We start from the raw sequence: 22,633 nt of genomic DNA on the forward strand, positions 1-22,633 counted from the left end.
GTCAGCGCAGGCCGAGGCGGCGCCGGATGGTGGCCAGGCTGACCAGGCTCACCGCGGCGGCGAAGGCGACCCAGAAGGCGGGTGAGGCGTCGTTGCCGGTGCTGCGCAGCAGCCACTGCGCGATCAGCGGGGTGAAGCCGCCGAAGATCGCGACGCCGATGTTGTAGCCCACGGCCATCCCGGTCGCCCGCGTCTCGGTCGGGAAGAGGTTGGCCATCAGGGCGCCCATCGGGCCGAAGTAGGTGGCCTTGAACAGCGCCATGAAGAACAGCACCACCACCAGCGTGCCCAGCGCCGGTACCCCCACCATGAGGGCGAACATCGGGTAGATGAGCAGCAGGATCAGCCCCGCGGCCGGCGTCATCAACCGGATCTGGCCGAACCGGTCGGACAGGTGCCCGGCGACGGAGGTGACCAGCAGCAGGACGACGCCGGCCACCAGCGTGGCGATGAAGCCGGTCGAGTCGGGCAGCCCGAGCGTGTCGATCGCGTACGTCGGGATGTAGGTGATCATGTAGTTGAGCGACGTGGTCGCCGCGAGCACGCCGATCGTCAGCAGGACGGCGAGCTTGTGCGAGCGGAGCACCTCGCGCACCGGCGTCTTCGGGGTGTCGCGGGTCAGCACCTCGACGGCCGCCTCGGGCTCGGGCACGTGCCGGCGGATGTAGAGGCCGGCCGGGCCGACGAGCAGGCCGACCAGGAACGGGATGCGGAAGCCCCACGACGTCAGCTGGTCGCTGCTCAGCGTCGTGGTGAGCACCGTGCCGAGCACCGCGGCCAGCAGCGAGCTCGCCGCCTGGCTGGTGAACTGCCAGCTCGCGGCGAACCCGCGGCGCTCGGGCAGGTGCTCGACCATCATCGCCGTGGCGCTGCCGAACTCGCCGCCGGCGGCGAAGCCCTGGATCAGCCGGGCCAGCAGGATGCCGAGCGGGGCGAGCACGCCGATGGTGTCGTAGGACGGCATGACGCAGATCAGCAGCGTGCCGATCATCATCAGCGCCAGCGAGAGGGTCAGGGCGGGCTTGCGGCCCGCCCGGTCGGCGTACCCGCCCAGCACCAGCGCGCCCAGCGGTCGGATGAGGAAGGACACCGCGAAGGTGCCCAGCGCCAGCAGCAGCGAGAACGCCGGGTCGTCGTTGCCGAAGAAGACGTCGGCGATGTACACCGCGAAGAAGCTGTAGACGGCGATGTCGTACCACTCGAGGGCGTTGCCGATGCAGGCCGCGGCGATGATCCGCCCCGGGCTGGGCGTGGGCCGGGCGGGTGCTGCCTGCGGAGCAGGTGCGGGCATGGCGGGCTCCAGGGATCGGTCTGACGCGGCGGCGGGACGTGCTCGGAGGTGTTCCGGCGGGGCCGGGTGCGGGGGCTCGTGCGGGGCGTCAGGCGGCGCGCGGCGGCCACGGGCCGTCGAGCTCGGCCAGGTCCCACCAGAGGCCGGCCATCACCTGCAGCGACTCGCGGATCAGCGGTGTCGGCAGGTGCTCGTCGGGGGCGTGCTGGGCGCACCCGGGGTAGGAGTGCGGCACCCAGACGGTCGGCAGCCCCAGCACGTGGGCGAAGGCGGCGTTCGGCAGCGACCCGCCGAGGTTGGGCAGCAGCGCCGGCCGGGTGCCGGTCGTCCGTTGCAGCGACGCCAGCGTCCAGGGCACCCACGGGTCCTCCGGGTCGAGCCGGGTGGCGGCCATCGCGTGGTCCTGCACCACCTCGACCGCGCCGAACCCTGCTGAGGCGAGGTGGTCGCGCACCAGGGTGGCCACCGACCCGGCGTCCGTGCCGACCACGAAGCGCAGCTGGCAGTGCGCGCGGGCGAACGGCGGGATGGCGTTCACCGGGGCGGCCGGGTCGCCGGCGGTCATCGCCAGCACCTCCAGGGTGTTCCAGCCGAACAGGCGCTCGCTGGGGGTGAGGCCCGGCTCGCCCCACTCCGCGTCGACGACGGGGGAGTCCGGGCCCTGGTCGACCGGGACGTCGGCCAGCGCGCGCCGCACCGGCTCGGGCACCTCGGCCGGCCGCAGCCCCTCGACCAGCAGGCGGCCGCGGCCGTCGACCAGGCTGGCCAGTGCGTTGGCCAGCAGCGTGGCCGGGTTGCTGAGCACCCCGCCCCAGTTGCCCGAGTGCTGTGCCTCACCGCGCGCCCGCACGGTCAGCGTCAGGTTGACCGAGCCGCGGGAGCCGAGGAAGACGGTGGGCCGGTCGGCGGCGACCCGCGGCCCGTCGGACCCGATCAGCAGGTCGGCGGCGAGCTCGTCGCGCAGCATGTCGCAGACCTCCGCCAGGCCCGGTGACCCGAACTCCTCACCCATGTCCAGGAGCAGCGTGACGTTGTAGCCCAGCCGGCCGTCCCGCTCGGCGAGCACGTGCTCCAGCGCGGCGAGGTTGACGGTGTGCTGGCCCTTGTTGTCGGCGACGCCCCGGCCGTACCAGCGGTCGCCCTCCACCACGATCCGCCAGGGGTCCAGGCCGGCGCGCCACTGCTCGGGATGGGCCGGCTGCACGTCGCCGTGCCCGTAGGTGAGCACGGTCGGCAGGTCCGCGCCCTCCACCCGGCGAGCGACCAGGAACGGGTGCCCCGGGGAGACCGGGTTCTCCACGACCTGGGCGGTGAAGCCGAGCCGCTCGACCGCCGGCACCATCTCCTCGGTGAGGTAGCGGCGCAGCTCGGTGGCCCGCCCGGGGTCGGCGCTCTCCGTCCGGTACTCGACCCGGCGGGCGAGCTCGGTGTGGAAGGCGCCGGAGTCGAAGTGCTCGGCGGCGCGGGCGACGGCGTGCTGGCGGTCCATGCAGACACGCTCGCAGCGCCGTGACGCATGCGACAAGGTGCACAGGTCAACTGCCGCTGACAATGATCGGGCTCTCCCGTTGCCGCTCCGGCAACGCTGGCTACGGTTCGGCCATGCCCCTGGTCGACCCCGCCCTCCGCTACTTCCTCGAGGTGGTCGACACCGGCTCGGTCAACGCCGCGTCCCGGCGGCTGTACGTCGCCAGCTCTGCGATCAGCCGGCAGATCACCCGGCTCGAGCGCGAGGTCGGTGCCCCGCTGTTCGAGCGACGGTCCACCGGCGTGGTCGTCACCGAGGCCGGGCGGGCCTTCGCCGGGTACGCCCGGCGGGCGGTGCAGGACGCCGTCCAGCTGCTCGACGAGGTGCAGGAGCGCCAGCAGGCCGACACCGTGATCACCCTGGCCGCCACCGACGGCACCGGGCACGACTTCCTGCCCCGGGTGACCGCCGGCTACCGGGCCACCCACCCCGGCGCCCGGTTCGTGCTGACCCTGGCCCGCCCCGCGGAGGCCACCCAGATGGTGCGCGACGGCACCGCCGACCTCGCGGTCACCTTCACGCTGACCATCGACTCCGGCGTGCGCATCGTCTTCTCCCGGCCGGGCCCGCTCAAGGTGGTGATGCGCCCCGACCACCCGCTGGCCGGCCGCGACTCGGTCTCGTTGCGCGACCTGCGCGACGTGCCGCTCGCGCTGTCGTCGGCGGGCACGACCAACCGCTCGCTGTTCGACATCTCCTGTGCCGCGGCCGGGTTCACCGTCGACCCGGTGTTCGTCTGCGACAACCCCGACGCCGTCACCCGCTTCGTCCAGGAGTCCGGCGCGGTGACCGTGCTGGGTCAGATCACCCTGCGCCACGGCCCGGCGCGCGGGGACGGCGGGCTGGTGGCGGTGCCGCTGGGCGGCCGGGAGTTCGCCCAGCGCACCCTGCAGGTGCAGGCCCAGGCGGGGCGCCGGCTGCCCGCGCCGGTCGAGCGCTTCACCGAGCACCTGGTGTCCGTGCTGGAGCAGGTGGAGATCTGACCGGCAGGATCACCGGACGTGACGGACGACGAGCACCTCCCCCACCGCTATGACGTCGAGGTCGTCGGGCTGCTCGCCTCGCCCGCGCACCGCTGGGACGGCCGGCCCGACCCGGCGCTGGCCGGCCCGGTCGAGCGCGCCGACCGGATCGAGGTGCGGGCCGGGCTGGGCATCGTCGGTGACCGGTACTTCGGCCAGCCGGCCCACCGGGACGCCGCGGTGACCGTGCTGGCCGCCGAGGGGGTCGACGCGCTCGCCGACGAGCTGGGCAGCGGGCCGCTGGACCCGCTGGCGGCCCGGCGCAACGTCGTCCTGCGAGGTGCCGAGGTCGAGGCGCTGCGCGGGGAGCTGTTCAGCCTCGACTGCGGGGAGGGCGCGGTGCTGCTGGCCGGCGGCCGGCCGGCGAACCCCTGCGCCTGGCTCGACCTCGCCCTGGCACCGGGGGCCCACCGCGGACTGCGCGGCCGGGCGGGGGTCCGCTGCGCCCCGCGCAGCGGCGGTGTCCTGCGGCTGGGCCCGGCCGTCCTCCGCTCCGCCGTCCCGCTCGACCCGGCGCGCGCAGGCGACGCCGTCCGGCCCGTCCCGCGGCCGCGACACGCCGGTGCACAGCCACCGCACAGTCCGGCGGCCGGGGAGTCGCGATGATCTCGCCTGCCCACGCACGAGCACGTGCGCGGCACCGCCCAGAGACGGGAAGACCCATGCGCGTGCGACAGCGAGTCGCGACCCAGCTGACCGCCGGACTGGCAGCAGCTGTGCTGCTCACCGGTTGCGGCGGCTCCGACGAGAGCTCCGAGAGCGCGGCGACCAGCAGCGCGGAGAGCAGCAGCAGCGCGAGCGAGGAGACCGGCGCCGAGGTGGCCGCCGACGCCGCTGACGCGCTCGAGGAGGCCGGCGCCGCGCACGTCACCGGCACCATCGGCACCGGCGCCGAGGAGCAGTCGATCGACCTGTACCTGCAGGGCGAGGACGCCATCGGCTCGATCACCCTCGGCGGCCAGGAGGTCCAGCTGCTCACCGTCGGCGGGGTGTCCTACTTCCAGGGGCCGGCGGACTTCTGGCTGAGCTCGGGCGTGCCGCAGGAGGCGGTCGACCAGCTGGTCGGGGTCTGGGTCGTCGTCCCCGCCACCGAGGCGGCCGCCTTCCAGCAGCTCACGCTCACCGGCCTGGCGCAGGAGCTGCGCTCGCCCAGCGACGGCACCGTCGAGGACGAGGTGACCACCGACGAGCTGGACGGCGAGGAGGTGCTGGTCGTCACCCAGGCCGACGGCAGCTCGCTGTACGTGGCCGCCGACGACCCGCGCTACCCGCTGCAGATCGTCAACACCGGCGACGACGCCGGCACGCTGACCTTCGACGGCTTCGGCGAGGAGCAGGAGATCACCGCCCCGGCCGACGCGCTCGACCTCTCCGAGCTGGGCGCCTGAGCTCGTGCCCGGCCCGGCGCCCTCCGCGGGGCGCCGGGCCGGGACTCAGCGGTCGGCGTCGGTGTAGACGATCATCCCGCGGATGTTCTTGCCGTCCCGCATGTCCTGGTAGCCCTGGTTGACCTGCTCCAGCGAGTACTTCTGCGTCACCAGGCCGTCGAGCTTCAGCTGGCCGGCCTGGTAGAGACCGAGCAGCGCCGGGATCTCCGCGCGCGGGTTGGCCCCGCCGAAGATCGCCCCCTGCAGGTCCTTCTGCAGCAGGGTGAACTCGAACAGGTTGAGCTTCACGTCCATGTTGGCCGCGTTGCCCATGCCGGTGACGACGACCCGGCCGCCCTTGCCGATCAGCGAGACGGCCGTCTGCACGTCCTCGCCCTGGATGTCGCCGACGGTGATGATCGCCTTCTCCGCCATCCGGCCCCAGGTCATCTCGTCGACCGCCGGCATCGCCTCCTCGGCGGTGGCGAACACGTGCGTGGCGCCGAAGTCCTTGGCCCACTGGTGCTTCTCGGTGACCGGCTCGATCACCACCACGTGTCGCGCCCCGGCGGCCGCGGCGCCCTGGACGGCGTTCATCCCCACCCCGCCGGCCCCCATGACCACCACCGACTCGCCCGGGCGGACGTCGGCGACCCGGGTGGCCGAGCCCCAGCCCGTGGTGACGCCGCAGCCGACCAGCGCGGCGACCTCCAGCGGGATGCTCGGGTCGATCTTCACCACCGACGCCTGGTGCACGGTGATGTAGGGCGCGAACGTGCCGAGCAGGCACATCGGGACGACGTCCTGGCCCTGCACCTGCACGCGGTGGGTGCCGTCGGTGATCGCCGTCCCGGCGAGCAGGCTGGCGCCGAGGTCGCAGAGGTTCTGGTGGCCGTTGGAGCACGGCGGGCACTGCCCGCAGGCCGGGATGAACGCGGTCACCACGTGGTCGCCGACGGCCAGCCCGGTCACCCCGGGCCCCACGGCCGTGACGACGCCGGCCCCCTCGTGGCCGCCGAGCACCGGGTAGGAGGCGACCGGCGTGCCACCGGTGACCAGGTGCTCGTCGGAGTGGCACAGTCCCGAGGCCGCGAGTTCGACGGTCACCTCGTTCGCACGTGGATCGCCGATCTCGATCTCCTCGATCGACCACTCCTGGCCGACGCCCCACAGGATCGCGCCCTTGGTCTTCATCGCCGGTTCCTCCCAGCACCCACGCCACGTCGCCGTTGACGTGGTCGAGCTCACAGACTGCTGAGGGGTCTCGACCGCGTCAAGGTCACCGCCGAGGGGTGGCGTGCGGCCGTGTCGTGCGCCACAGTGCAGTGTCCGCGCGCCGCAGAGCGCGCAGATCTTGCCGACGAGAGGCGTCAACGTGGACAACCTCGCTGTGCTCAGCCTGCTGGCCCTGCTGCCCATCCTGGTGGTCGGCGTCCTCCTGGCCGGGCTGCGGTGGCCGGCCAAGCGGGCGATGCCCGTGGGCTTCGTGGTCGTGGTGCTGGTGGCCCTGTTCGCCTGGGAGATGAGCGCGACGGCGATCGCCGCCTCCGTCGTCCAGGGGCTGCTGCTGGCGCTGACCCTGCTCTACATCGTCTTCGGCGCGCTGCTGCTGCTGGAGACCCTGACCAAGAGCGGCGCGATGGCGACCATCCGCGCCGGCTTCACCAGCATCAGCCCCGACCGGCGGGTGCAGGCGATCATCATCGGCTGGCTGTTCGGCAGCTTCATCGAGGGTGCGTCCGGCTTCGGCACCCCCGCCGCCGTGGTCGCCCCGCTGCTGCTGGCCCTGGGCTTCCCCGCCATGGCCGCGGTCATGGTCGGCCTGATCATCCAGAGCACCCCGGTGAGCTTCGGCGCGGTCGGCACCCCGATCCTGGTCGGCGTCAGCGGCGGGCTCAGCGGCTCCGGCGCCGTCGAGGAGCGGACGACGGTGCTCGGCATCCAGTTCCCCGAGCTGCTGGAGCGGATCGGCCTGCAGGTGGCGCTGATCCACGCGGCCATCGGCACGCTGATCCCGCTGTTCCTCGCCTGCATGCTGTGCGGCTTCTTCGGTGAGCGGAAGCGGTTCGCCGACGGCCTGGCGATCTGGCCGTTCGCGCTGTTCGCCGCCTTCGCGATGACCGTCCCGTCGGTGACGGTGGCCGCGGTGCTCGGCCCGGAGTTCCCGTCGCTGCTGGGCGGCCTGACCGGCCTGGTCATCGTGATGTTCGCGTCCAGCCGCGGGTTCCTGATGCCGAAGAAGACCTGGGACTTCCCGGCCCGCGAGCGCTGGGCGGCCAACTGGATGGGCAGCCTGGCCCCGGAGGACGAGAAGGGCGTCGCCGGCCCGAAGATGAGCATCTGGCTGGCCTGGACGCCGTACGTGATCGTCGCGGCCCTGCTGGTGCTCAGCCGCACGATCGACCCGGTGACGGAGTTCCTCACCACCGGCTGGCGGGTGGTCAACGTCGACGACATCTTCGGCACCGGCATCGCGCAGGCGCTGCAGGTCGTCTACCTGCCCGGCTTCCTGTTCATCCTCACCTGCCTGGTCACCTACGCCTTGCACCGGATGAAGCCGGCCCAGATCGCCGCGTCGTGGAAGGTGGCCGGCAGCCAGCTGGCCGGTGCGGCGGTGGCACTGCTGTTCGCCCTGCCGCTGGTGCGGGTGTTCATCAACTCCGGAGCCGACTTCAACGACTCCGGCCTGGCGTCGATGCCGCTCACCCTGGCCGAGGGGGCCGCCTCGGTCGCCGGGGGCGCCTGGCCTGCGTTCGCGCCGTGGATCGGTGCGCTCGGGGCGTTCGTCGCCGGCAGCAACACGGTGAGCAACCTGATGTTCTCGCTGTTCCAGTTCTCCACCGGCGAGCAGATCGGGGTCACCCCGGAGACGGTCGTCGCCACCCAGGCGGTCGGCGGTGCCGCGGGCAACATGATCACGGTGCACAACATCGTGGCGGCGTCGGCGACGGTCGGCCTGATCGGCCGCGAGGGCGACCTGATCCGCAAGACGGTCCTGCCGACCATCTACTACTGCCTGATGGCCGGCGGCATCTCGCTGGTGGCCATCTACGGCTTCGGGGCCAACCTGAGCACGCTGTGGCTGGCCGTCCTCCTGGTCGCCCTCGTGGCGCTGATCGTCGCGCTGCGGCGGGCGCCCGGGCGGGACAACGACGAGCTGGTCGGCGCCGGTGGTGGGGCCACGACCGGTGGGGCGCCGGGTGACGGGCGGGAGCACACCGACCTCGTCGTCGACCCCAGCCGCACCCGCGACGAGCGCTGACCCGACGCCCTGACCTGATCGCACTGACCCCCTGCGTCGCCCTGGCGCAGGGGGTCAGTCGGGCAGGACGACGTCCAGGGTGAGCAGTTCGTGGGCGACGGTGCCCGAGCCGGTGAGCCCGGCGAGCGCCGCGGTGCCCGAGCCGGCGACCACCCGGGCCCACTGGGTGGTGGCCACCCCCTCGCCCATCTCGGCGCCGTGCTCGAGGACGAAGCTGCCGCGGCGGCCGGCGAGGGTGCCGGTGATCCGCTCCTGCGCCACGTAGGCGGAGCCGCGCTCGCCCTGGGTGGTGAGCGCGTGGCCGGTGGCGGAGCCGGCGAGGTCGTCGCCGTCGTAGGTCTTGACCAGCACCACCCGCCCGGTGGCCGGCGCTCCGGGCTCGGTGGGTGCCGGGTCGGGGACGGCGTCCCAGGTGTCGATGGTGAACGGCGCGGTCAGGTGCAGGTCCATGCCGCGCATCCTGGCCCGGGTCCCGCCCGCTGTCGCGGGTACGGGCGCCGGGCACACTCGCCGTCGTGACGGTGGTGGTGGTCGGTGCCGGCCCGGTCGGGGTGACCGCGGCCCTGCTGCTGGCCCGCCGGGGCGTCGACGTGCTGGTGCTCGACCGGCACCCGGCCGCCTATCCGCAGCCGCGTGCGGTGCACCTGGACGACGAGTCGCTGCGGGTGCTGCAGGCCGCCGGCGTCGCCGAGGCGTTCACCGCGGTCAGCCGGCCGATGGCCGGGCTGCGCCTGCTGGACGGCGAGCACCGCACGCTCGCCGAGTTCCCCCGCGGCGGCGGCGAGCACGGCTGGCCGCAGGCGTCGATGTTCAGCCAGCCCGACCTCGAGTCGGTGCTGCGCGCGGCGCTGGCCGCCGAGCCGCGGGCGTCGCTGCGCGGCGGGGTCGAGGTGTTGCACGTGGAACAACCCGGACCCGTCCGTCTCACCGTCCGCGATCGGGCCACCGGTGCCGAGGAGGTGCTGACCGCCGACGCGGTGCTGGGCTGCGACGGCGCGAACAGCACGGTGCGCCGGCTGATCGGGTCGTGGATGGTCGACCTCGGCCCCTCCGAGCGGTGGCTGGTGGTCGACCTCGCCGCCGACGCGCCGCTGGAGGTCTGGCCCGGTGTGCAGCAGGTGTGCGACCCGGTGCGCCCGGCGACGTTCATGCCGATCGCCGGCGACCGCCACCGCGCCGAGTTCCGGCTGGCGCCGGGGGAGTCGGCGGCCGACCTCGACCTGTCGGGGCTGCTCGGCCGCTTCGGGGCGCAGGACTGCACCGTCGTCCGCACCGCCGAGTACACCTACGCCGCGCAGGTGGCCGACCGCTGGCGCGACCGGCGGGTGCTGCTGTGCGGGGACGCCGCGCACCTGACCCCACCGTTCATCGGCCAGGGCCTGGGGCTCGGGCTGCGCGACGCGCACCAGCTGACCTGGAAGCTCGCCGCCGTGCTGGACGGCGCGGACGACGCCCTGCTCGACACCCACCAGGCCGAGCGGGCCCCGCACGCCCGCGCGCTCATCCGGGTGGCGGTGCTGCTGGGGGCGCTGATGACCGGCGGTGGCGACCGGGCGGTGCTGGCCCGGCGGGCCGCGCTGACGGCCGTGCAGCGGGTGCCCCGGCTGGCCGCCTTCGCCGCCGCCAGCCGGACGCCGCCGTTGCGTCGAGGCCCGCTGGTGCGCCGGCCCCTCCTCGCGCCCGGCTCGCCGGTCGGGGCGCTCCTGCCCCAGCCCACGGTCGCGGGCACCCGGCGGCTGGACGACCTGCTCGGCCCCGGCTGGGCGGTGCTCACGGCCGGCGGGCCGGTGCCGGCCGACTGGCCCGGTCGGCGGTTCGTGGTGGGTGCCGACGTCGACTGCCCGGAGCTGGCCCGCTGGCTGGGCGGCCGTTCGGTGCTGGTGCGCCCGGACCGGATCGTGGCCGCCGTCCACGGATGAGGTGACCGGGTGGTCGCCGGCCAGGCGCGCCGGAGCCGTCTAGAGGTACTGCCCTGCGGCGGAGGCTCGCTCGGCCTTCGCGGCGGCCGCGGCCTGCTGCGTGAGGGCGGCCGCCAGCGCCGAGGCGCAGGCGTGGACACGTTGCTGCGCCGCCCGGATCGCCTGCTCGTCCGCGTTGGCGTCGACGAGGCGCTGCAGTGCCTCCTGCGCTTCGGCGAGCTGCTGTCTCAGCGCCGTGATCGCCGGTGTGCTGCCGCTGGCACCGCCCGCAGCCGTGCCCTCGGCGGCTCCGCCCGCCCGGGAGCGTGCGCCCGTTCGGGCGTCAGCCGCCTGCGACTGGCGGAACGCCGAGGCGATCACCGAGCTGGTGCTGCCCACCGCACTGACCGACACGACGCCTCCCGGGAGTGAGTCCTCCTCCTGCCATCGGCTGCTGCGGCAGGTCCTTGATCCGAGCGGCACATCTCCGGCCCACCGGCCACGCCGGGTCGTCGGTGCGCCGGAGACCTGCGAGGGTGGGCTCCCGAGGAGAGGGGCACCACGGTGGCCGAGATCGACCCGTTCCGGCTGGCTGCCGCGCGCCGGCGCGCGGTCGCGGACCTGCTCGAGGGCCTGGACGACGCCCAGCTGGCGACCCCGAGCCTGTGCGCGGGGTGGGACGTGCGCACGGTCGGTGCCCACCTCGCCGACTCCACGGCACCGGGGGCGCTGGGGGAGTTCGCCCGCGACCTGGTGCGCGCCCGTGGCCGGCTGCACCGGGCCAACGACGAGGCCGCACGCCGGGCCGGGCGCCGTCCGGTGGCCGAGACGGTGGCGTTGCTGCGGGAACGGGCCGACAGCCGGTCCACCCCGCCGGTCACCGGGCCGCGGGCGCCGCTGGCCGAGGTGCTGGTGCACGAGGGGGACATCCGGCTGCCGCTGGGGCTGCCGCTCGACCCGGATCCGGCGGCGGTGCGCATCGCGCTGGAGTTCATCACCACCGGGCGGCCGGTCGGGTTCGTCCCCCGCGGCCGGCTGCGCGGTCTGCGGCTGGTCGCCACCGACCTGGACTGGTCGGCGGGCGAGGGCGCCGAGGTCCGGGGGCGGGGGATCGACCTGCTGCTCGCCGCCTGCGGCAGGTCCGTCGCCCTGGCGCGCATCGAGGGGCCGGGCCGGCAGCTCCTCGCCGACCGGCTCGGGGCGGCCGCGGCGTGACCGGCCGGCGGCGCGCACCCGTGGCCGGCGCGGATAGCGTGGCCCGGTGAGCTTCGACGTCGCCGCACTCCGTGCCCACTTCCCCGCCCTCACCGACGGGGCCGCGCACTTCGACGGCCCGGGCGGCTCGCAGACCCCCGACGTCGTCGCGCAGGCCGTCGCCGCCACGATGACCCGGCCGATGGCCAACCGCGGCTCGGTCACCCAGGCCGAGCGCAACGCCGACGCGGTGGTCGTCGAGGCCCGGCAGGCGGTCGCCGACCTGACCGGTGGCCACCCCGGCGGCGTCGTCTTCGGGCGCAGCGCCACCGCGCTGACCTACGAGTTCGCCCGCACGCTGAGCACCGGCTGGGGGGACGGCGACGAGGTGGTGGTCACCCGGCTGGACCACGACGCCAACATCCGGCCCTGGGTCCAGGTCGCCGAGGCGCGCGGGGCGACGGTGCGGTGGGCCGACTTCGACCCGGCCACCGGCGAGCTCGACCCGTCGGCCGTGGGTGCGCTGCTGTCCGACCGCACCCGGCTGGTCGCCCTCACCGGCGCCTCCAACCTGATCGGCACCCGCCCCGACGTCGCCGCGATCACCGCCCTCGCCCACGAGGCCGGGGCGCTGACCTGGGTGGACGGCGTGCACCTCACCGCGCACGCACCGGTCGACGTCACCGCCCTGGGCGCGGACTTCTTCGTCTGCTCGCCGTACAAGTTCCTCGGCCCGCACTGCGGCTGCCTCATCGCCGCGCCCGAGCTGCTGGAGACCCTGCACCCGGAGAAGCTGCTGCCCTCCAGCAACGCCGTCCCGGAGCGGTTCGAGCTGGGCACGCTGCCCTACGAGCTGCTGGCCGGCACCACCGCGGCGATCGACCTGATCGCCGCCCAGGCCGGCGACGAGGGCGACCGGCGCAGCCGGCTGGTCGCCGCGATGGCCGCGATCGAGCAGCACGAGGACCGGCTGCGCGAGCGGGTCGAGGACGGCGTCCGTGACCTGCCCGGGGTCACCCTGTGGTCACGGGCCGCGCTGCGCACCCCCACCCTGCTGCTGACCTTCGACGGCCGGGACGCCGCCGATGCCCATCGGGCCCTGGCCGAGCGGGGCGTCAACGCCCCGGCCGGCTCCTTCTACGCCCTCGAGGCCAGCCGCCACCTGGGGCTGGGCGACGCCGGCGGGCTGCGCGTCGGGCTCGCCCCCTACAGCGACGAGGCCGACGTCGACCGGCTGCTCGCCGGCCTGCGGGAGTGGCTGGCGGGCTGAGGCCGGCCGGGCGGCCAGCCGCCCGCCGGTGACGGCGAGCACCACGACCGCGACGGCGATCAGCAGCCGGAAGTCGACCAGGCCGACCAGCACGGCGCCCAGCCCGGAGGAGACGGTCTGGGCGCCGTTCATCGCCACCAGGCCCGCGCCGGCCACCCGGCCCTGCAGGTGGCGGGGAGTGCGCTTCTGCCGCGCGGTGACCCAGGCGACGACGAACCACGGGATCGCCGCACCGGCCAGCGCAGAGCCGGCGAGCACCAGCGCCGTCGAGCCGAACGCCATGGGGGTCAGGGCGACCGCGAAGGCGGCCAGCGAGACCCCGACGGCGCGCCCCTCGCCCACGCGGCGCAGCAGCCAGGCGGCGGTGAGCCCGCCGGCCACGCTGCCCGCACCCTGCACGCTGGTCAGCACCCCGAAGAACGCGGCCGGCTGACCGAGCCCCTCGTCGAGAACCGCGAAGACAACCGTGTCCAGGAGGCCGAGCACGCCCATCCCGGCCGCCAGGGCCAGCACCATCTGCCGCAGCACCGGGTCCCCGCCCAGGTGCCGGAACCCGGCGGCGAACTCCCGGCGGAACGACTCGCGGGCCACCGCCGCCGGGTCGGACTCGGCGATCCGCACGGTGGTCAGCATCAGGGCGGCGACCGCGAAGGTCCCGGCCGTCAGCACCGCCACCGATCCGCCGCCGAACGTCGCGTACAGGGCCGCGCCGACCAGCGGGCTGACCAGCCGGAGCCCCTGGTCGACGGTGGAGAGCCGGCGTTGGCCGACCCGAGCTGGGCGTCGGGGAGCAGGTCGCGGAGCAGCCCGGACTGCGCCGCGCTGTGCGTGATGGCGACCAGGCCGTAGCCCAGTGCCACCGCGTAGAGCAGCCAGAGCTGCTCGGGCCCCCGGACGGTGAGCAGGGAGAGCACGCCGGCGCCGGCGGCGAGGTCGACCCCGATCAGCAGCGGACGGCGGCGTACCCGGTCGACCAGGTGGCCGATCACCGGGGCCGCCACCGTGGGCAGCAGGATCGCCAGGAAGACCAGGCCGGCGGCGGAGTTGCTGCCGGTCAGCTCCTTCGCCCAGACCGCCAGGGTCAGGTACAGCGCGCTGTCGCCGAAGTTGCCCAGTGACCAGCCGAGGAAGAGCCGGCGGAACCGCGGCTCGGCGAAGGCGCCCATCAGCCGGTGCCGGTGCTCAGGCCCACGCTGGTGGCGGTGAACAGCCGCACCGGGCGGGCGCCGTCGGGGCGGCCGGCCGGGTCGCCGATGCGCTGGACGAAGAACTGCTCGACCACCGCGGCCAGCGCCTCGTGCAGCTCGCCGACCTCCTCGGCGGTGAGCCAGGCGGTCGAGCCGGTCATCCGGGTGGCGTCCCGCCAGGGCGGCTCCTCGGCGTCCCGCCGCGCGGACCAGGCGCGCAGCCGCCCGAGCTCCTGGTCGAGGAAGAACTCGTCGACCGCGGCGGCGACGGCCCGGCCCTCCGCGTCCTGCGCCGGCTCGATCAGCTGGGTCGTCGAGGTCAGCCGCCAGGGCTTCTCCCGGCCGATGCCCGGCGCCCGCTCGATGAACCCGTGCCTCTCCAGGGTGCGCAGGTGGAACGAGCAGCTGGCCACGCTCTCCCCGACCAGCTCGGCGCACCGGGTGGCCGTCGCGGTGCCCTCCCCGGAGAGGGCCTCCAGCAGGGCGAGTCGCAGCGGGTGGGCGAGGGCCCGGATCGCCTGGGGGTCGCGGACGTGCCGGCGTCCGTCATCGGTCATGCGGGGAGCGTGGCATGCACAAGGAGTCTTGCGCAAGAACTCTTTAGCGTTCGGCGATGCGCTTGATCGCAGCCAGCGTCGCCGGGATGCCCTCGTGCGCGGCGCGGGTCCGGTTCTCGATCTGGGTCTGCGCCTGGTCGCCGTAGTTCTCGGCGAAGAAGGCCAGCCCGGCGGGGAGGAACTCCCAGGACTCGGTCAGCCGGGTGCCGCCGTCCACCGGCTCGAGGGTGTAACCCCAGCGCACCAGCGTGCCGCGCACGGCCCAGGCGAACTCGCGGCCGCGCTCGGCGGCGACCACCTGGCTGCGGGTCTCCCAGACCCGGCCGGGCACCTCGTTGCGGCCGGTGAACCAGTCACCGACCTGCCCCGACGCCCCCTCGTCCCACCAGCAGGCGGTGCAGATCGGGCTCCACTCGCCGGTGCGGGTGACGTCCGACACCAGGTCGTAGAGGGCGTCGGGGGTGGTGGCGACGACGATCGACTCGGCGTGGGTCAGGCTCTCGGTCACCGGGGCAGTCTCTACCTGTGCTGCCGGCGGCTGCCGCCGTGCCAGTCCTCCTGGGCGCCGACCTGGTCCGGCTCCACGCCGAGCCCGCGCAGCTGGGGCAGCTCGCGCAGGCTGCGCTTGAGCTCGGCGAACCCCGGGAAGCCCGCCAGGCCGACCACGTGGTCCCACAGCGCGACGGCGTCCTCCTCGGCGGGCAGCCGGCTGATCACCGGGCCGAAGAACGCCACCCCGGCCGGTGGCCGGAAGTGCAGGATCGGCGTCCCGACGTCCTTGCCGGTGAGCGCCAGCGCCTCGTCGGTCTCGGCCTGGACGACCTGGTCCAGCGAGGTGTCCTCCAGGGCGTCGGCCAGCTGCGCCGGCAGGCCGGTACCGGTCAGCACCGGCTCCAGGTAGCCGCGGGTGCCCCGGTCGCCACCGGTCGCGCCGGGGTCGGGCGGGGTGTCGAAGATGCGCCGTCCCAGCGCCTCGTACAGCGTGCCGACCGCCGCCGGGCCGTGCTCGGCGCGGGTGCGCGCGGCGACCCGCAGCAGCCGCAGTCCCGCGGTGTGCCCGGCCTCGTACTCCGGCGGGAACTGCGCGTCGTAGTCGACGTGGGCGTTGACCAGCCGCAGCGAGATGAACCGCCAGTCGACCGCGTACTCGCGCTGGGCCATGACCAGCCGCACCCACTTGCTGGTCATCCAGGCGAACGGGCAGACGGGGTCGAAGTAGAAGTGGACGTCGGCATCGGCCATGGCCCGAGGCTGCCACTGACGGACCGGTCCGGCTCGTCGCCGACCCGAGGGGTGGAACCGAGACCGGCGGGTACCGGGCTGCTCATGTGCGGCGCCGTGCGGTCGCCGCCCCGTCCCTCGACCTCAGGAGCCCAGCCATGGCCCGCAACACCCTCTCCCGTTCCCTGCACGACGTCGGCCTCGCCGCCTGGTTCGGCGGCACGCTGGCCAACGCGGTCGCGCTGAACGCCGCCGCCGGCGAGGCCGGCAGCGACCGGGCCACCGGCGCCGTCGCCAACGCCGGGTGGGACCGCTGGACCCCGGTCAACGCCGCCGCCATCGGTGCGCACCTCATCGGCAGCGTCGGCCAGCTCGGCGCGAACAAGCAGCGGGTCGCCCAGCAGCAGGGGGCCGGCGCCATGTCCACCGTGAAGACCCTGCTCACCGCGGCTGCCCTCGGGGTCACCGCCTACAGCCGGGTGCTGGGCAAGGTCGTCTCCCAGGGCGGGGCGACGCCGTCCAAGCGGGCGACCAAGCCCTCCAAGCGGGCGCGCGGCGAGATCGCCGCGGCGCAGGAGCGGCTCGACCAGCTGCAGTGGGTCGTCCCGGCGCTGACCGGCGCCCTCGTCGTGGTCAGCTCCTACGCCGGGGAGCAGCAGCGCCCGTCCGAGGTGCTGCGCGGCATCTCCGCGACGAGCCCCACGGTCTGACGCGGTCGCGGCCGGCCGTCAGCCGACGGCCGGCCGCGGGGCCCGGACGGCGTTGCGGCTGGCCTTGGCCAGGTACAGCTGGGCGTCGGCCTCGGCCAGCAGCTCCCGCGGCACCGCGCTCCCGCCGGTGGCCGCGGCGACCCCGATCGACAGGCTGACGCCGGGCTCGGTGAAGCCCTCCGGGCGCAGCTCCAGCGACCGGGCGCGCACCCGCTCGGAGATCCGCACGGCGACCTGCGCGTCTGCGCCGGCCAGCAGGACGGCGAGCTCGTCACCGCCCAGGCGGGCGACCAGGTCGCCGTCCCGGACGTGCTCGCGGAGCAGGACGGCGACCTCGCGGAGCGCGGCGTCCCCGGCGGCGTGGCCGTACCGGTCGTTGACCTGCTTGAAGTGGTCGACGTCGACCAGCGCCACGGCCAGTCGGCCGCCGTCGGCGCGTGCCCGGGCGCACGCCTCCGCCAGGTCGGCGTCCCATCGGCGGCGGTTGGCCACCCCGGTCAGCGGGTCCTCCAGGCTGAGCCGCTCCAGCTGCACCAGCAGGTCCTGGGTCCGGCGTTGCTCCTCCTCCAGCCGCAGTCGGCTGACCAGCGCCGCCACGGCGAGCCGGGCCCGACGCCAGTGGGCCAGCAGCGCCACCAGCGAGGTGATGGCCAGGAATACGGCCACCGCCGCGACCAGCCGCGGGCGCAACGGGGTGAGGTCGACGACCAGGGCGAGGGCGAGGGTGGTCCAGGTGGTGGTGACCAGCAGGACGGTCCACCGGGGGCGGACCGCCAGCAGCACCCCGCTGCCGTGCAGGGCCAGGGAGAGGCCGAGCAGGTAGAACTCGACGTGGGTGACGCCGGTGAGCATCCAGGCGGTGGTGACCTGGACGACCGCCAGGACGCCGAAGGCGAACGCAGCCGGTGCCCGGCGGCCGGCCGGGTGCCACCAGAGCAGGCACAGCAGCACCGCGATCACCGCCGTCCCGGCGGCCCGGACCGTGATCAGCCGGTCAGCGGCGGCGGGCTCGAGTGCGAGGTCGAGCACGGCCCAGGCCGGGTAGCCGATCGCCGCCACGGCGCAGACGAGCAGCGCCGACGTCCGGGCGCGGGAGCGCACGTCGGCGAGCACGGCCTCGGGGAGTGGGCCGTCGGGCCACCGGAGGCCCGGGGGTGCGGATCGGGTCACCCCGGGGACAACGGGTCGCGCGCGAGGGAACTGCACGGTCTCGTCGGCAGCGTCCCCCGGAGGGGTGGCCGGGGCGCCGCCCTGCGGTCAGCGCAGGCTGGGGAAGCCGGCGGCCAGCTCGTCGAAGGCGTCGTGCAGCGCGCGGGCCAGCGGCAGCCGGACGTCGTCCAGCCACGTCTCGAACGCCGTCGTCGCGGCCGCCCGGGTGCTGGCGGCGACCAGCCGGGGCACCAGGGCGTCCGGTCGCGCGCCGGTGCGGCGGGCCACGTGCGCGGCGACCACCCGGTCGACGTCGCCGTAGCGCACCTGGGAGTGGGCCAGCAGGGCCGGCTCGGTGAGGATCAGCCGCATCCGCTGGCGCAGCATGGGCAGCGCCGCGTCGTCGTAGTCGTTGACCTCCACGTAGGCCGCGCAGATCGAGGCGAGCACCGGCTGGCCGGCCGCGGTGGCGGCGAGCATCCCCGCCAACCGGACGACGTGGCCGTCGAAGTCGCCCCAGACCGCGTCGGCCTTGGTGCCGAAGTACCGGAAGAACGTGCGGCGGCTGATCCCGGCGGCCTCGGCCACCTCGTCGATCGTCACCGCGTCGAACCCCTGCGCGGTGAACAGGTCCAGTGCCGCCTGCTCGATCCGCGCGCGGGTCTCCTCGCGGGCTGGTGCAGGGACCACGGTCTCGGTCACGGCCGCCATCCTGCTCTCCCGCCCGCTCCGGGCACCTGCCCCACGCGGGTGGTCTTGCCGGTGGCACTCGGTGTCACTACGGTCGGCGTCGTCCCACCCGTGACCCAGCTCACCCGGAGGCAGCGTGGCCGAGACGACGCAGGACGAGACGCAGACCCCGACGGTCGTGGAGGACGAGCTCGTCGAGGAGTCCCTCGTCGAGGAGGTCTCCATCGACGGCATGTGCGGCGTCTACTGAGCCCGACGCGATGACCTCGACCGCGCCGGTGGCAGCGGCGTTCGACCCGGAGCTGCCCTGGCGGCGTGCCCGGTCGGTGGCGCTGCGGCCGGAGCCCTTCGGCGCGCTGGTCTACCACTTCGGCACCCGGAAGCTCTCCTTCCTGAAGTCGGAGCTGCTGGTCGAGGTGGTCACCGCCCTGGCCGATCACCCCACGGCGAGCGCCACCCTCGTGGCCTGCGGCGTCCCCGAGGCCCAGCGCCCCGCCTACGTGCGGGCGCTGGCCGACCTGGCGCGTTCGCAGATGCTCGAACCCCGCACCGAGGAGCCCGCGTGACCGCCGTCCTGCCCGAGCGACCGGCCCGCCCCCAGGGCGGCCGGCTGATCGACCAGTTCGAGTACGGCCTGGACGCCCCGATCTGCCTGACCTGGGAGCTCACCTACGCCTGCAACCTGGCGTGCGTGCACTGCCTGTCCTCCTCCGGGCGGCGCGACCCCCGCGAGCTGAGCACCGCCGAGGCCGAGGCGGTGATCGACGAGCTGCAGCGGATGCAGGTGTTCTACGTCAACGTCGGCGGCGGCGAGCCCACGGTGCGGCCGGACTTCTGGCACCTGCTCGACTACGCCATCGGCCACGACGTCGGCGTCAAGTTCTCCACCAACGGCGTGAAGCTCGACCGGGCGCGGGCGCAGCAGCTGGCCCGCACCGACTACGTCGACGTGCAGATCTCCCTGGACGGCGCCACCGCCGAGGTCAACGACCGGGTGCGCGGGGCCGGCTCGTTCGCCACCGCGACCCGGGCGCTGGAGAACCTGGCCGAGGCCGGGATGCGCGACTTCAAGGTCTCCGTCGTCGTCACCCGGGAGAACGCCGGGCAGCTCGACGAGTTCAAGGCGCTCACCGACCGCTACGGCGCCCAGCTGCGGCTGACCCGGCTGCGACCGTCCGGCCGCGGGGCCGACGTCTGGGACCAGCTGCACCCCACGATGGCCCAGCAGCGCGAGCTGTACTCCTGGCTGCTGGCCAACGGCGAGCAGGTGCTCACCGGCGACTCGTTCTTCCACCTCTCGGCGTTCGGTGAGGCGCTGCCCGGGCTGAACCTGTGCGGCGCCGGGCGGGTGGTCTGCCTGATCGACCCGGTCGGTGACGTCTACGCCTGCCCGTTCGCCATCCACGAGCAGTTCCTGGCGGGCAACGTGCGCTCGCCCGGCGGGTTCCAGCAGGTCTGGCAGCACTCGGAGCTCTTCGCCGACCTGCGCAGTCCGCAGACCGGCGGGGCCTGCACGAAGTGCGCGCACTTCGACGCCTGCCGCGGCGGGTGCATGGCGGCGAAGTTCTTCACCGGCCTGCCGCTGGACGGCCCCGACCCCGAGTGCGTGCAGGGGTACGGCGAGACGGCGCTGGCCGCCCGCGACGCCGCGACGGTCACGCCGAAGAGCCACCTGGACCACTCGCACACCGGGCCGGTGCGCGGCCAGCCGACGCTGCTCGGCATGCCGTCGATCCCGGCTGGGCCGCCACCCGCACCGCCCACCCGGGCCTGCGACGAGTCGCCGCTGGCCGGGATGGCCTGACCGGCGGTCAGCGCAGCGGGGCGACCAGGCCGGGAGCGGCGGTCTGGCCGGGCAGCACGTCGGCGAAGGCCAGCAGGGCGAAGAAGACGGCGAGCACGGCGACGGCGGTCATCGGGCACCTTCCACGAGCAGTCGGGTGACCCACTGTCGGCCGTCGTCCTGGACGCCGTCCGGGTGGTGGCTGTGAGTCGGCTGCGTGCCGCCCAGTCGTCCCGGCGGGCCGCTGACCTAGGGTTCCGGCGTGGCGCGCAGCGGCGGGAGGACCAGGTCGCGCCCGTCCACCGACCCGGCCAGGAGCCGCCGGCTGCGCGGGCTGCACGTGCGCTTCCGGCACCCGGCGCAGGCGGTGGTGGCCGCCTTCGCCGCGGCGGTGGCCGTCGGCACCGGCCTGCTCTCCCTGCCCGGCGCGACCGCCGGCCCGGCGCGGGCCGGGTTCATGGAGGCGCTGTTCACCGCCACCTCGTCGGTCTGCGTGACCGGGCTGATCACCGTGGACACCCCGACGTACTGGAGCGGGTTCGGTCAGGCGGTGATCCTCGCCCTCATCCAGGTCGGCGGCTTCGGGATCATGACGCTGGCCTCGGTGCTGGCGCTGCTGCTGGCCCGCCGGCTCGGGCTGCGGGCCCGGCTGAACGCCGCGGCGGAGACCAAGAGCCTCGGCGTCGGTGACATCCGGCAGCTGCTGATCGGGGTGGCCAAGGCCAGCCTGCTGTTCGAGTCGGTGGTCGCCGTGCTGCTGACCGCCCGCTTCGCCCTCGGCTACGACGAGCCGCTGCCCCGGGCGCTGTGGCTGGGCGTCTTCCACTCGGTGTCGGCGTTCAACAACGCCGGCTTCGCGCTGTACAGCGACAGCCTGATGTCCTTCGTCACCGACCCGTGGATCTGCCTGCCGATCGTGGTCGCGGTGATCGCCGGCGGCCTCGGCTTCCCGGTGCTGCTGCAGCTGCGGCGCGAGTTCCGCACGCCGCGCACCTGGACGATGAACACCCGCCTGGTGCTGGCCGGCACCGGGGCGCTCCTGCTGCTGGGCACGGTCTTCCTCACCGCCCTGGAGTGGCGCAACCCCGACACGCTCGGCCCGCTCAGCGTCCCGGGCAAGCTGCTCGCCGGGTTCACCGCCGCGGTCATGCCGCGCACCGCCGGCTTCAACAACCTCGACATCGCCGCGATGGAGCCGGCCAGCTGGCTGGGCATGGACGTGCTGATGTTCATCGGCGGCGGCCCGGCAGGCACCGCGGGTGGCATCAAGGTCACCACGTTCCTGGTGCTGTTCTTCATCATCTACACCGAGGTCCGGGGCGAAGGCGCGGTCAACGTCTTCGGCAAGCGCCTGCCGCGGTCGGTGCACCGGCAGGCGACGACGGTGGCCCTGCTGTCGCTGGCCGCGGTGATGGGGCCGACCCTCGTGCTGCTGGTGATCACCCCGTTCACCCTCGACCAGGTGCTGTTCGAGGTGGTCTCCGCCTTCGCCACCGTCGGCCTGTCGACCGGCATCACCGCCGACCTGCCGGTGGCCGGCCAGCTGCTGCTGGTGGCGCTGATGTTCATCGGCCGGCTCGGCCCCATCACGCTGGCCTCGGCGCTCGCGCTGCGGCAGCACACCCAGCTGTACGAACTGCCGAAGGAGCGACCCGTCATTGGCTGACTGGCTGACCCGCCACCGCCCGCAGGAACACGCCGACTCCAACGCCGTGGTCGTCATCGGCCTGGGCCGGTTCGGCTCGGCGCTCGCCCTGGAGCTGATGGCCGCGGGCACCGAGGTGCTGGGCATCGACGACGACCCGGACATCGTGCAGGGCCTCAACGGCCGGCTGACCCAGGTCGTGCGCGCCGACAGCACCAAGGAGGAGGTGCTGCGCCAGCTCTCGGTGCCCGACTTCGACTTCGCCGTCGTCGGGATCGGCACGAACGTGGAGGCCAGCATCCTGACCACCTCGCTGCTGCTGAACTTCGCGATCCGCAACGTCTGGGCCAAGGCGCTCAGTGAGCCGCACGGCCGCATCCTCCAGCAGCTCGGCGTCGGCCACGTCGTCTTCCCCGAGCACGACATGGGGCGCCGGGTGGCCCACCTGGTGCGGGGCACGGTGCTGGACTACATCCAGTTCGAGGACGACTTCGCCATGGTCAAGACCCGGCCGCCGTCCGAGATCCTGGGCCGCCGGCTGGGCGACACCGGGGTGCGCACCCGGTACGGGGTGACCATCGTGGCCGTGCACCGCCGCGGCGAGGGCTTCAGCTACGCCACCGCAGACACCGTCGTGGAGGCCGACGACATGATCCTGGTCGCCGGCCGCACCAAGCTCGCCGAACGCTTCAGCCGCCTCCACTGACCGCGTTCGCAGCGGTGATCAGGTGACCCGGTGTCAGGGGGTCGTCGCATCACCCCAGCTGAGGGGTGCTGTCGATGGTGGCGACGCGGGCGAACATGCGGGTGTTCTGGGCGGGAATTGCTGAGGGGCTGCCGACGGCGGCGGCTTCTGCGC

At 74.5% G+C, this 22,633-nt stretch carries 24 protein-coding genes and 1 pseudogene; 13 read left to right on the forward strand and 12 right to left on the reverse strand.

The window, feature by feature from the left end:
* Position 1 precedes the first annotated feature (1 nt).
* Complete coding sequence (locus tag ACJTNH_RS18115) at positions 2–1,291, reverse strand: MFS transporter (protein ID WP_458178185.1); 1,290 nt, start codon at positions 1,289–1,291, stop codon at positions 2–4.
* Positions 1,292–1,379: 88 nt separating this feature from the next.
* A complete protein-coding gene (locus tag ACJTNH_RS18120; RefSeq protein WP_458178187.1) occupies positions 1,380–2,780 on the reverse strand; it encodes a M20 family metallopeptidase in 1,401 nt (466 codons plus the stop codon).
* 113 nt (positions 2,781–2,893) lie between these two features.
* On the opposite strand from ACJTNH_RS18120, the gene ACJTNH_RS18125 reads away from it, so the two are divergent.
* From ACJTNH_RS18125 to ACJTNH_RS18135, 3 genes are all read left to right on the forward strand, one after another.
* Positions 2,894–3,802 carry a LysR family transcriptional regulator gene (locus tag ACJTNH_RS18125; RefSeq protein WP_458178189.1) on the forward strand — a complete coding sequence of 303 codons (909 nt, stop codon included), beginning with the start codon at positions 2,894–2,896 and terminating at the stop codon, positions 3,800–3,802.
* An 18-nt stretch (positions 3,803–3,820) separates the two neighbouring features.
* Positions 3,821–4,447, forward strand: coding sequence for an MOSC domain-containing protein (locus ACJTNH_RS18130; RefSeq protein WP_458178191.1), 627 nt, complete (start codon positions 3,821–3,823; stop codon positions 4,445–4,447).
* Between the two features lie 62 nt (positions 4,448–4,509).
* The gene (locus ACJTNH_RS18135) at positions 4,510–5,229 is read left to right on the forward strand and encodes a hypothetical protein (protein ID WP_458178193.1); all 720 of its coding nucleotides are present in this window, start codon (positions 4,510–4,512) and stop codon (positions 5,227–5,229) included.
* A 45-nt stretch (positions 5,230–5,274) separates the two neighbouring features.
* On the opposite strand, the gene ACJTNH_RS18140 is transcribed toward ACJTNH_RS18135, so the two are convergent.
* Positions 5,275–6,402, reverse strand: coding sequence for an NDMA-dependent alcohol dehydrogenase (locus ACJTNH_RS18140; protein WP_458178195.1), 1,128 nt, complete (start codon positions 6,400–6,402; stop codon positions 5,275–5,277).
* A 181-nt stretch (positions 6,403–6,583) separates the two neighbouring features.
* Here ACJTNH_RS18140 and ACJTNH_RS18145 point away from each other — a divergent pair, with 181 nt between their 5' ends.
* Positions 6,584–8,470, forward strand: coding sequence for an L-lactate permease (locus ACJTNH_RS18145; protein WP_458178197.1), 1,887 nt, complete (start codon positions 6,584–6,586; stop codon positions 8,468–8,470).
* 54 nt (positions 8,471–8,524) lie between these two features.
* Here the strand turns inward: ACJTNH_RS18145 and ACJTNH_RS18150 are convergent, their stop codons facing one another.
* Complete coding sequence (locus ACJTNH_RS18150; RefSeq protein WP_458178199.1) at positions 8,525–8,920, reverse strand: DUF3224 domain-containing protein; 396 nt, start codon at positions 8,918–8,920, stop codon at positions 8,525–8,527.
* A 65-nt stretch (positions 8,921–8,985) separates the two neighbouring features.
* On the opposite strand from ACJTNH_RS18150, the gene ACJTNH_RS18155 reads away from it, so the two are divergent.
* Positions 8,986–10,389 (forward strand): bifunctional 3-(3-hydroxy-phenyl)propionate/3-hydroxycinnamic acid hydroxylase, encoded by a 1,404-nt coding sequence (locus ACJTNH_RS18155; RefSeq protein WP_458178201.1) that lies wholly within the window; start codon positions 8,986–8,988, stop codon positions 10,387–10,389.
* Positions 10,390–10,428: 39 nt separating this feature from the next.
* Here ACJTNH_RS18155 and ACJTNH_RS18160 read toward each other — a convergent pair whose 3' ends face one another.
* The gene (locus ACJTNH_RS18160; protein WP_458178203.1) at positions 10,429–10,767 is read right to left on the reverse strand and encodes a hypothetical protein; all 339 of its coding nucleotides are present in this window, start codon (positions 10,765–10,767) and stop codon (positions 10,429–10,431) included.
* A gap of 165 nt (positions 10,768–10,932) precedes the next feature.
* Between ACJTNH_RS18160 and ACJTNH_RS18165 the strand changes: the two genes are divergently transcribed.
* Together ACJTNH_RS18165 and ACJTNH_RS18170 are read left to right on the forward strand one after the other, a co-directional pair.
* Positions 10,933–11,583: a maleylpyruvate isomerase family mycothiol-dependent enzyme gene (locus ACJTNH_RS18165; protein WP_458178205.1), complete on the forward strand. Its 651-nt coding sequence runs from the start codon at positions 10,933–10,935 to the stop codon at positions 11,581–11,583.
* Positions 11,584–11,629: 46 nt separating this feature from the next.
* Positions 11,630–12,832, forward strand: a complete 1,203-nt coding sequence (locus ACJTNH_RS18170; protein ID WP_458178207.1) for a cysteine desulfurase-like protein — start codon at positions 11,630–11,632, stop codon at positions 12,830–12,832.
* A gap of 30 nt (positions 12,833–12,862) precedes the next feature.
* On the opposite strand, the pseudogene ACJTNH_RS18175 reads toward ACJTNH_RS18170, so the two are convergent.
* The 5 genes and pseudogenes from ACJTNH_RS18175 to ACJTNH_RS18195 form a co-directional block, all read right to left on the reverse strand.
* A pseudogene (locus tag ACJTNH_RS18175) lies at positions 12,863–13,465 on the reverse strand (MFS transporter); the annotation flags it as partial.
* A gap of 29 nt (positions 13,466–13,494) precedes the next feature.
* A complete protein-coding gene (locus ACJTNH_RS18180; RefSeq protein ID WP_458178209.1) occupies positions 13,495–13,998 on the reverse strand; it encodes an MFS transporter in 504 nt (167 codons plus the stop codon).
* The gene (locus ACJTNH_RS18185; RefSeq protein WP_458178211.1) at positions 13,998–14,576 is read right to left on the reverse strand and encodes a winged helix-turn-helix domain-containing protein; all 579 of its coding nucleotides are present in this window, start codon (positions 14,574–14,576) and stop codon (positions 13,998–14,000) included. Before ACJTNH_RS18185 ends, ACJTNH_RS18180 begins: the two co-directional genes overlap by 1 nt.
* A 43-nt stretch (positions 14,577–14,619) precedes the next feature.
* Positions 14,620–15,084: an SRPBCC family protein gene (locus ACJTNH_RS18190; protein WP_458178213.1), complete on the reverse strand. Its 465-nt coding sequence runs from the start codon at positions 15,082–15,084 to the stop codon at positions 14,620–14,622.
* Between the two features lie 11 nt (positions 15,085–15,095).
* Positions 15,096–15,818, reverse strand: coding sequence for a mycothiol-dependent nitroreductase Rv2466c family protein (locus ACJTNH_RS18195; RefSeq protein ID WP_458178215.1), 723 nt, complete (start codon positions 15,816–15,818; stop codon positions 15,096–15,098).
* A 137-nt stretch (positions 15,819–15,955) separates the two neighbouring features.
* On the opposite strand from ACJTNH_RS18195, the gene ACJTNH_RS18200 reads away from it, so the two are divergent.
* The gene (locus ACJTNH_RS18200; RefSeq protein ID WP_458178217.1) at positions 15,956–16,507 is read left to right on the forward strand and encodes a hypothetical protein; all 552 of its coding nucleotides are present in this window, start codon (positions 15,956–15,958) and stop codon (positions 16,505–16,507) included.
* Between the two features lie 18 nt (positions 16,508–16,525).
* Here ACJTNH_RS18200 and ACJTNH_RS18205 read toward each other — a convergent pair whose 3' ends face one another.
* Together ACJTNH_RS18205 and mftR are read right to left on the reverse strand one after the other, a co-directional pair.
* On the reverse strand, positions 16,526–17,620 hold the full coding sequence (locus tag ACJTNH_RS18205; protein ID WP_458178219.1) for a diguanylate cyclase: 1,095 nt from the start codon (positions 17,618–17,620) through the stop codon (positions 16,526–16,528).
* A gap of 144 nt (positions 17,621–17,764) precedes the next feature.
* Positions 17,765–18,367 carry a mycofactocin system transcriptional regulator gene (gene mftR / locus ACJTNH_RS18210; protein WP_458178221.1) on the reverse strand — a complete coding sequence of 201 codons (603 nt, stop codon included), beginning with the start codon at positions 18,365–18,367 and terminating at the stop codon, positions 17,765–17,767.
* A 115-nt stretch (positions 18,368–18,482) separates the two neighbouring features.
* Between mftR and mftA the strand changes: the two genes are divergently transcribed.
* The 5 genes from mftA to ACJTNH_RS18235 all read left to right on the forward strand — a co-directional run bounded on the left by mftA (position 18,483) and on the right by ACJTNH_RS18235 (position 22,480).
* Positions 18,483–18,596: a mycofactocin precursor MftA gene (gene mftA, locus ACJTNH_RS18215; protein WP_458178223.1), complete on the forward strand. Its 114-nt coding sequence runs from the start codon at positions 18,483–18,485 to the stop codon at positions 18,594–18,596.
* A 10-nt stretch (positions 18,597–18,606) separates the two neighbouring features.
* Positions 18,607–18,912, forward strand: a complete 306-nt coding sequence (gene mftB, locus ACJTNH_RS18220) for a mycofactocin biosynthesis chaperone MftB (RefSeq protein WP_458178225.1) — start codon at positions 18,607–18,609, stop codon at positions 18,910–18,912.
* The gene (gene mftC / locus ACJTNH_RS18225; protein WP_458178227.1) at positions 18,909–20,150 is read left to right on the forward strand and encodes a mycofactocin radical SAM maturase; all 1,242 of its coding nucleotides are present in this window, start codon (positions 18,909–18,911) and stop codon (positions 20,148–20,150) included. Before mftB ends, mftC begins: the two co-directional genes overlap by 4 nt.
* Before the next feature lie 241 nt (positions 20,151–20,391).
* Positions 20,392–21,795, forward strand: a complete 1,404-nt coding sequence (locus tag ACJTNH_RS18230; RefSeq protein WP_458178229.1) for a TrkH family potassium uptake protein — start codon at positions 20,392–20,394, stop codon at positions 21,793–21,795.
* Positions 21,788–22,480, forward strand: a complete 693-nt coding sequence (locus ACJTNH_RS18235; RefSeq protein WP_458178231.1) for a potassium channel family protein — start codon at positions 21,788–21,790, stop codon at positions 22,478–22,480. Before ACJTNH_RS18230 ends, ACJTNH_RS18235 begins: the two co-directional genes overlap by 8 nt.
* Positions 22,481–22,633: the final 153 nt, after the last annotated feature.

The sequence above is a fragment of the Modestobacter lacusdianchii genome (assembly GCF_054177765.1).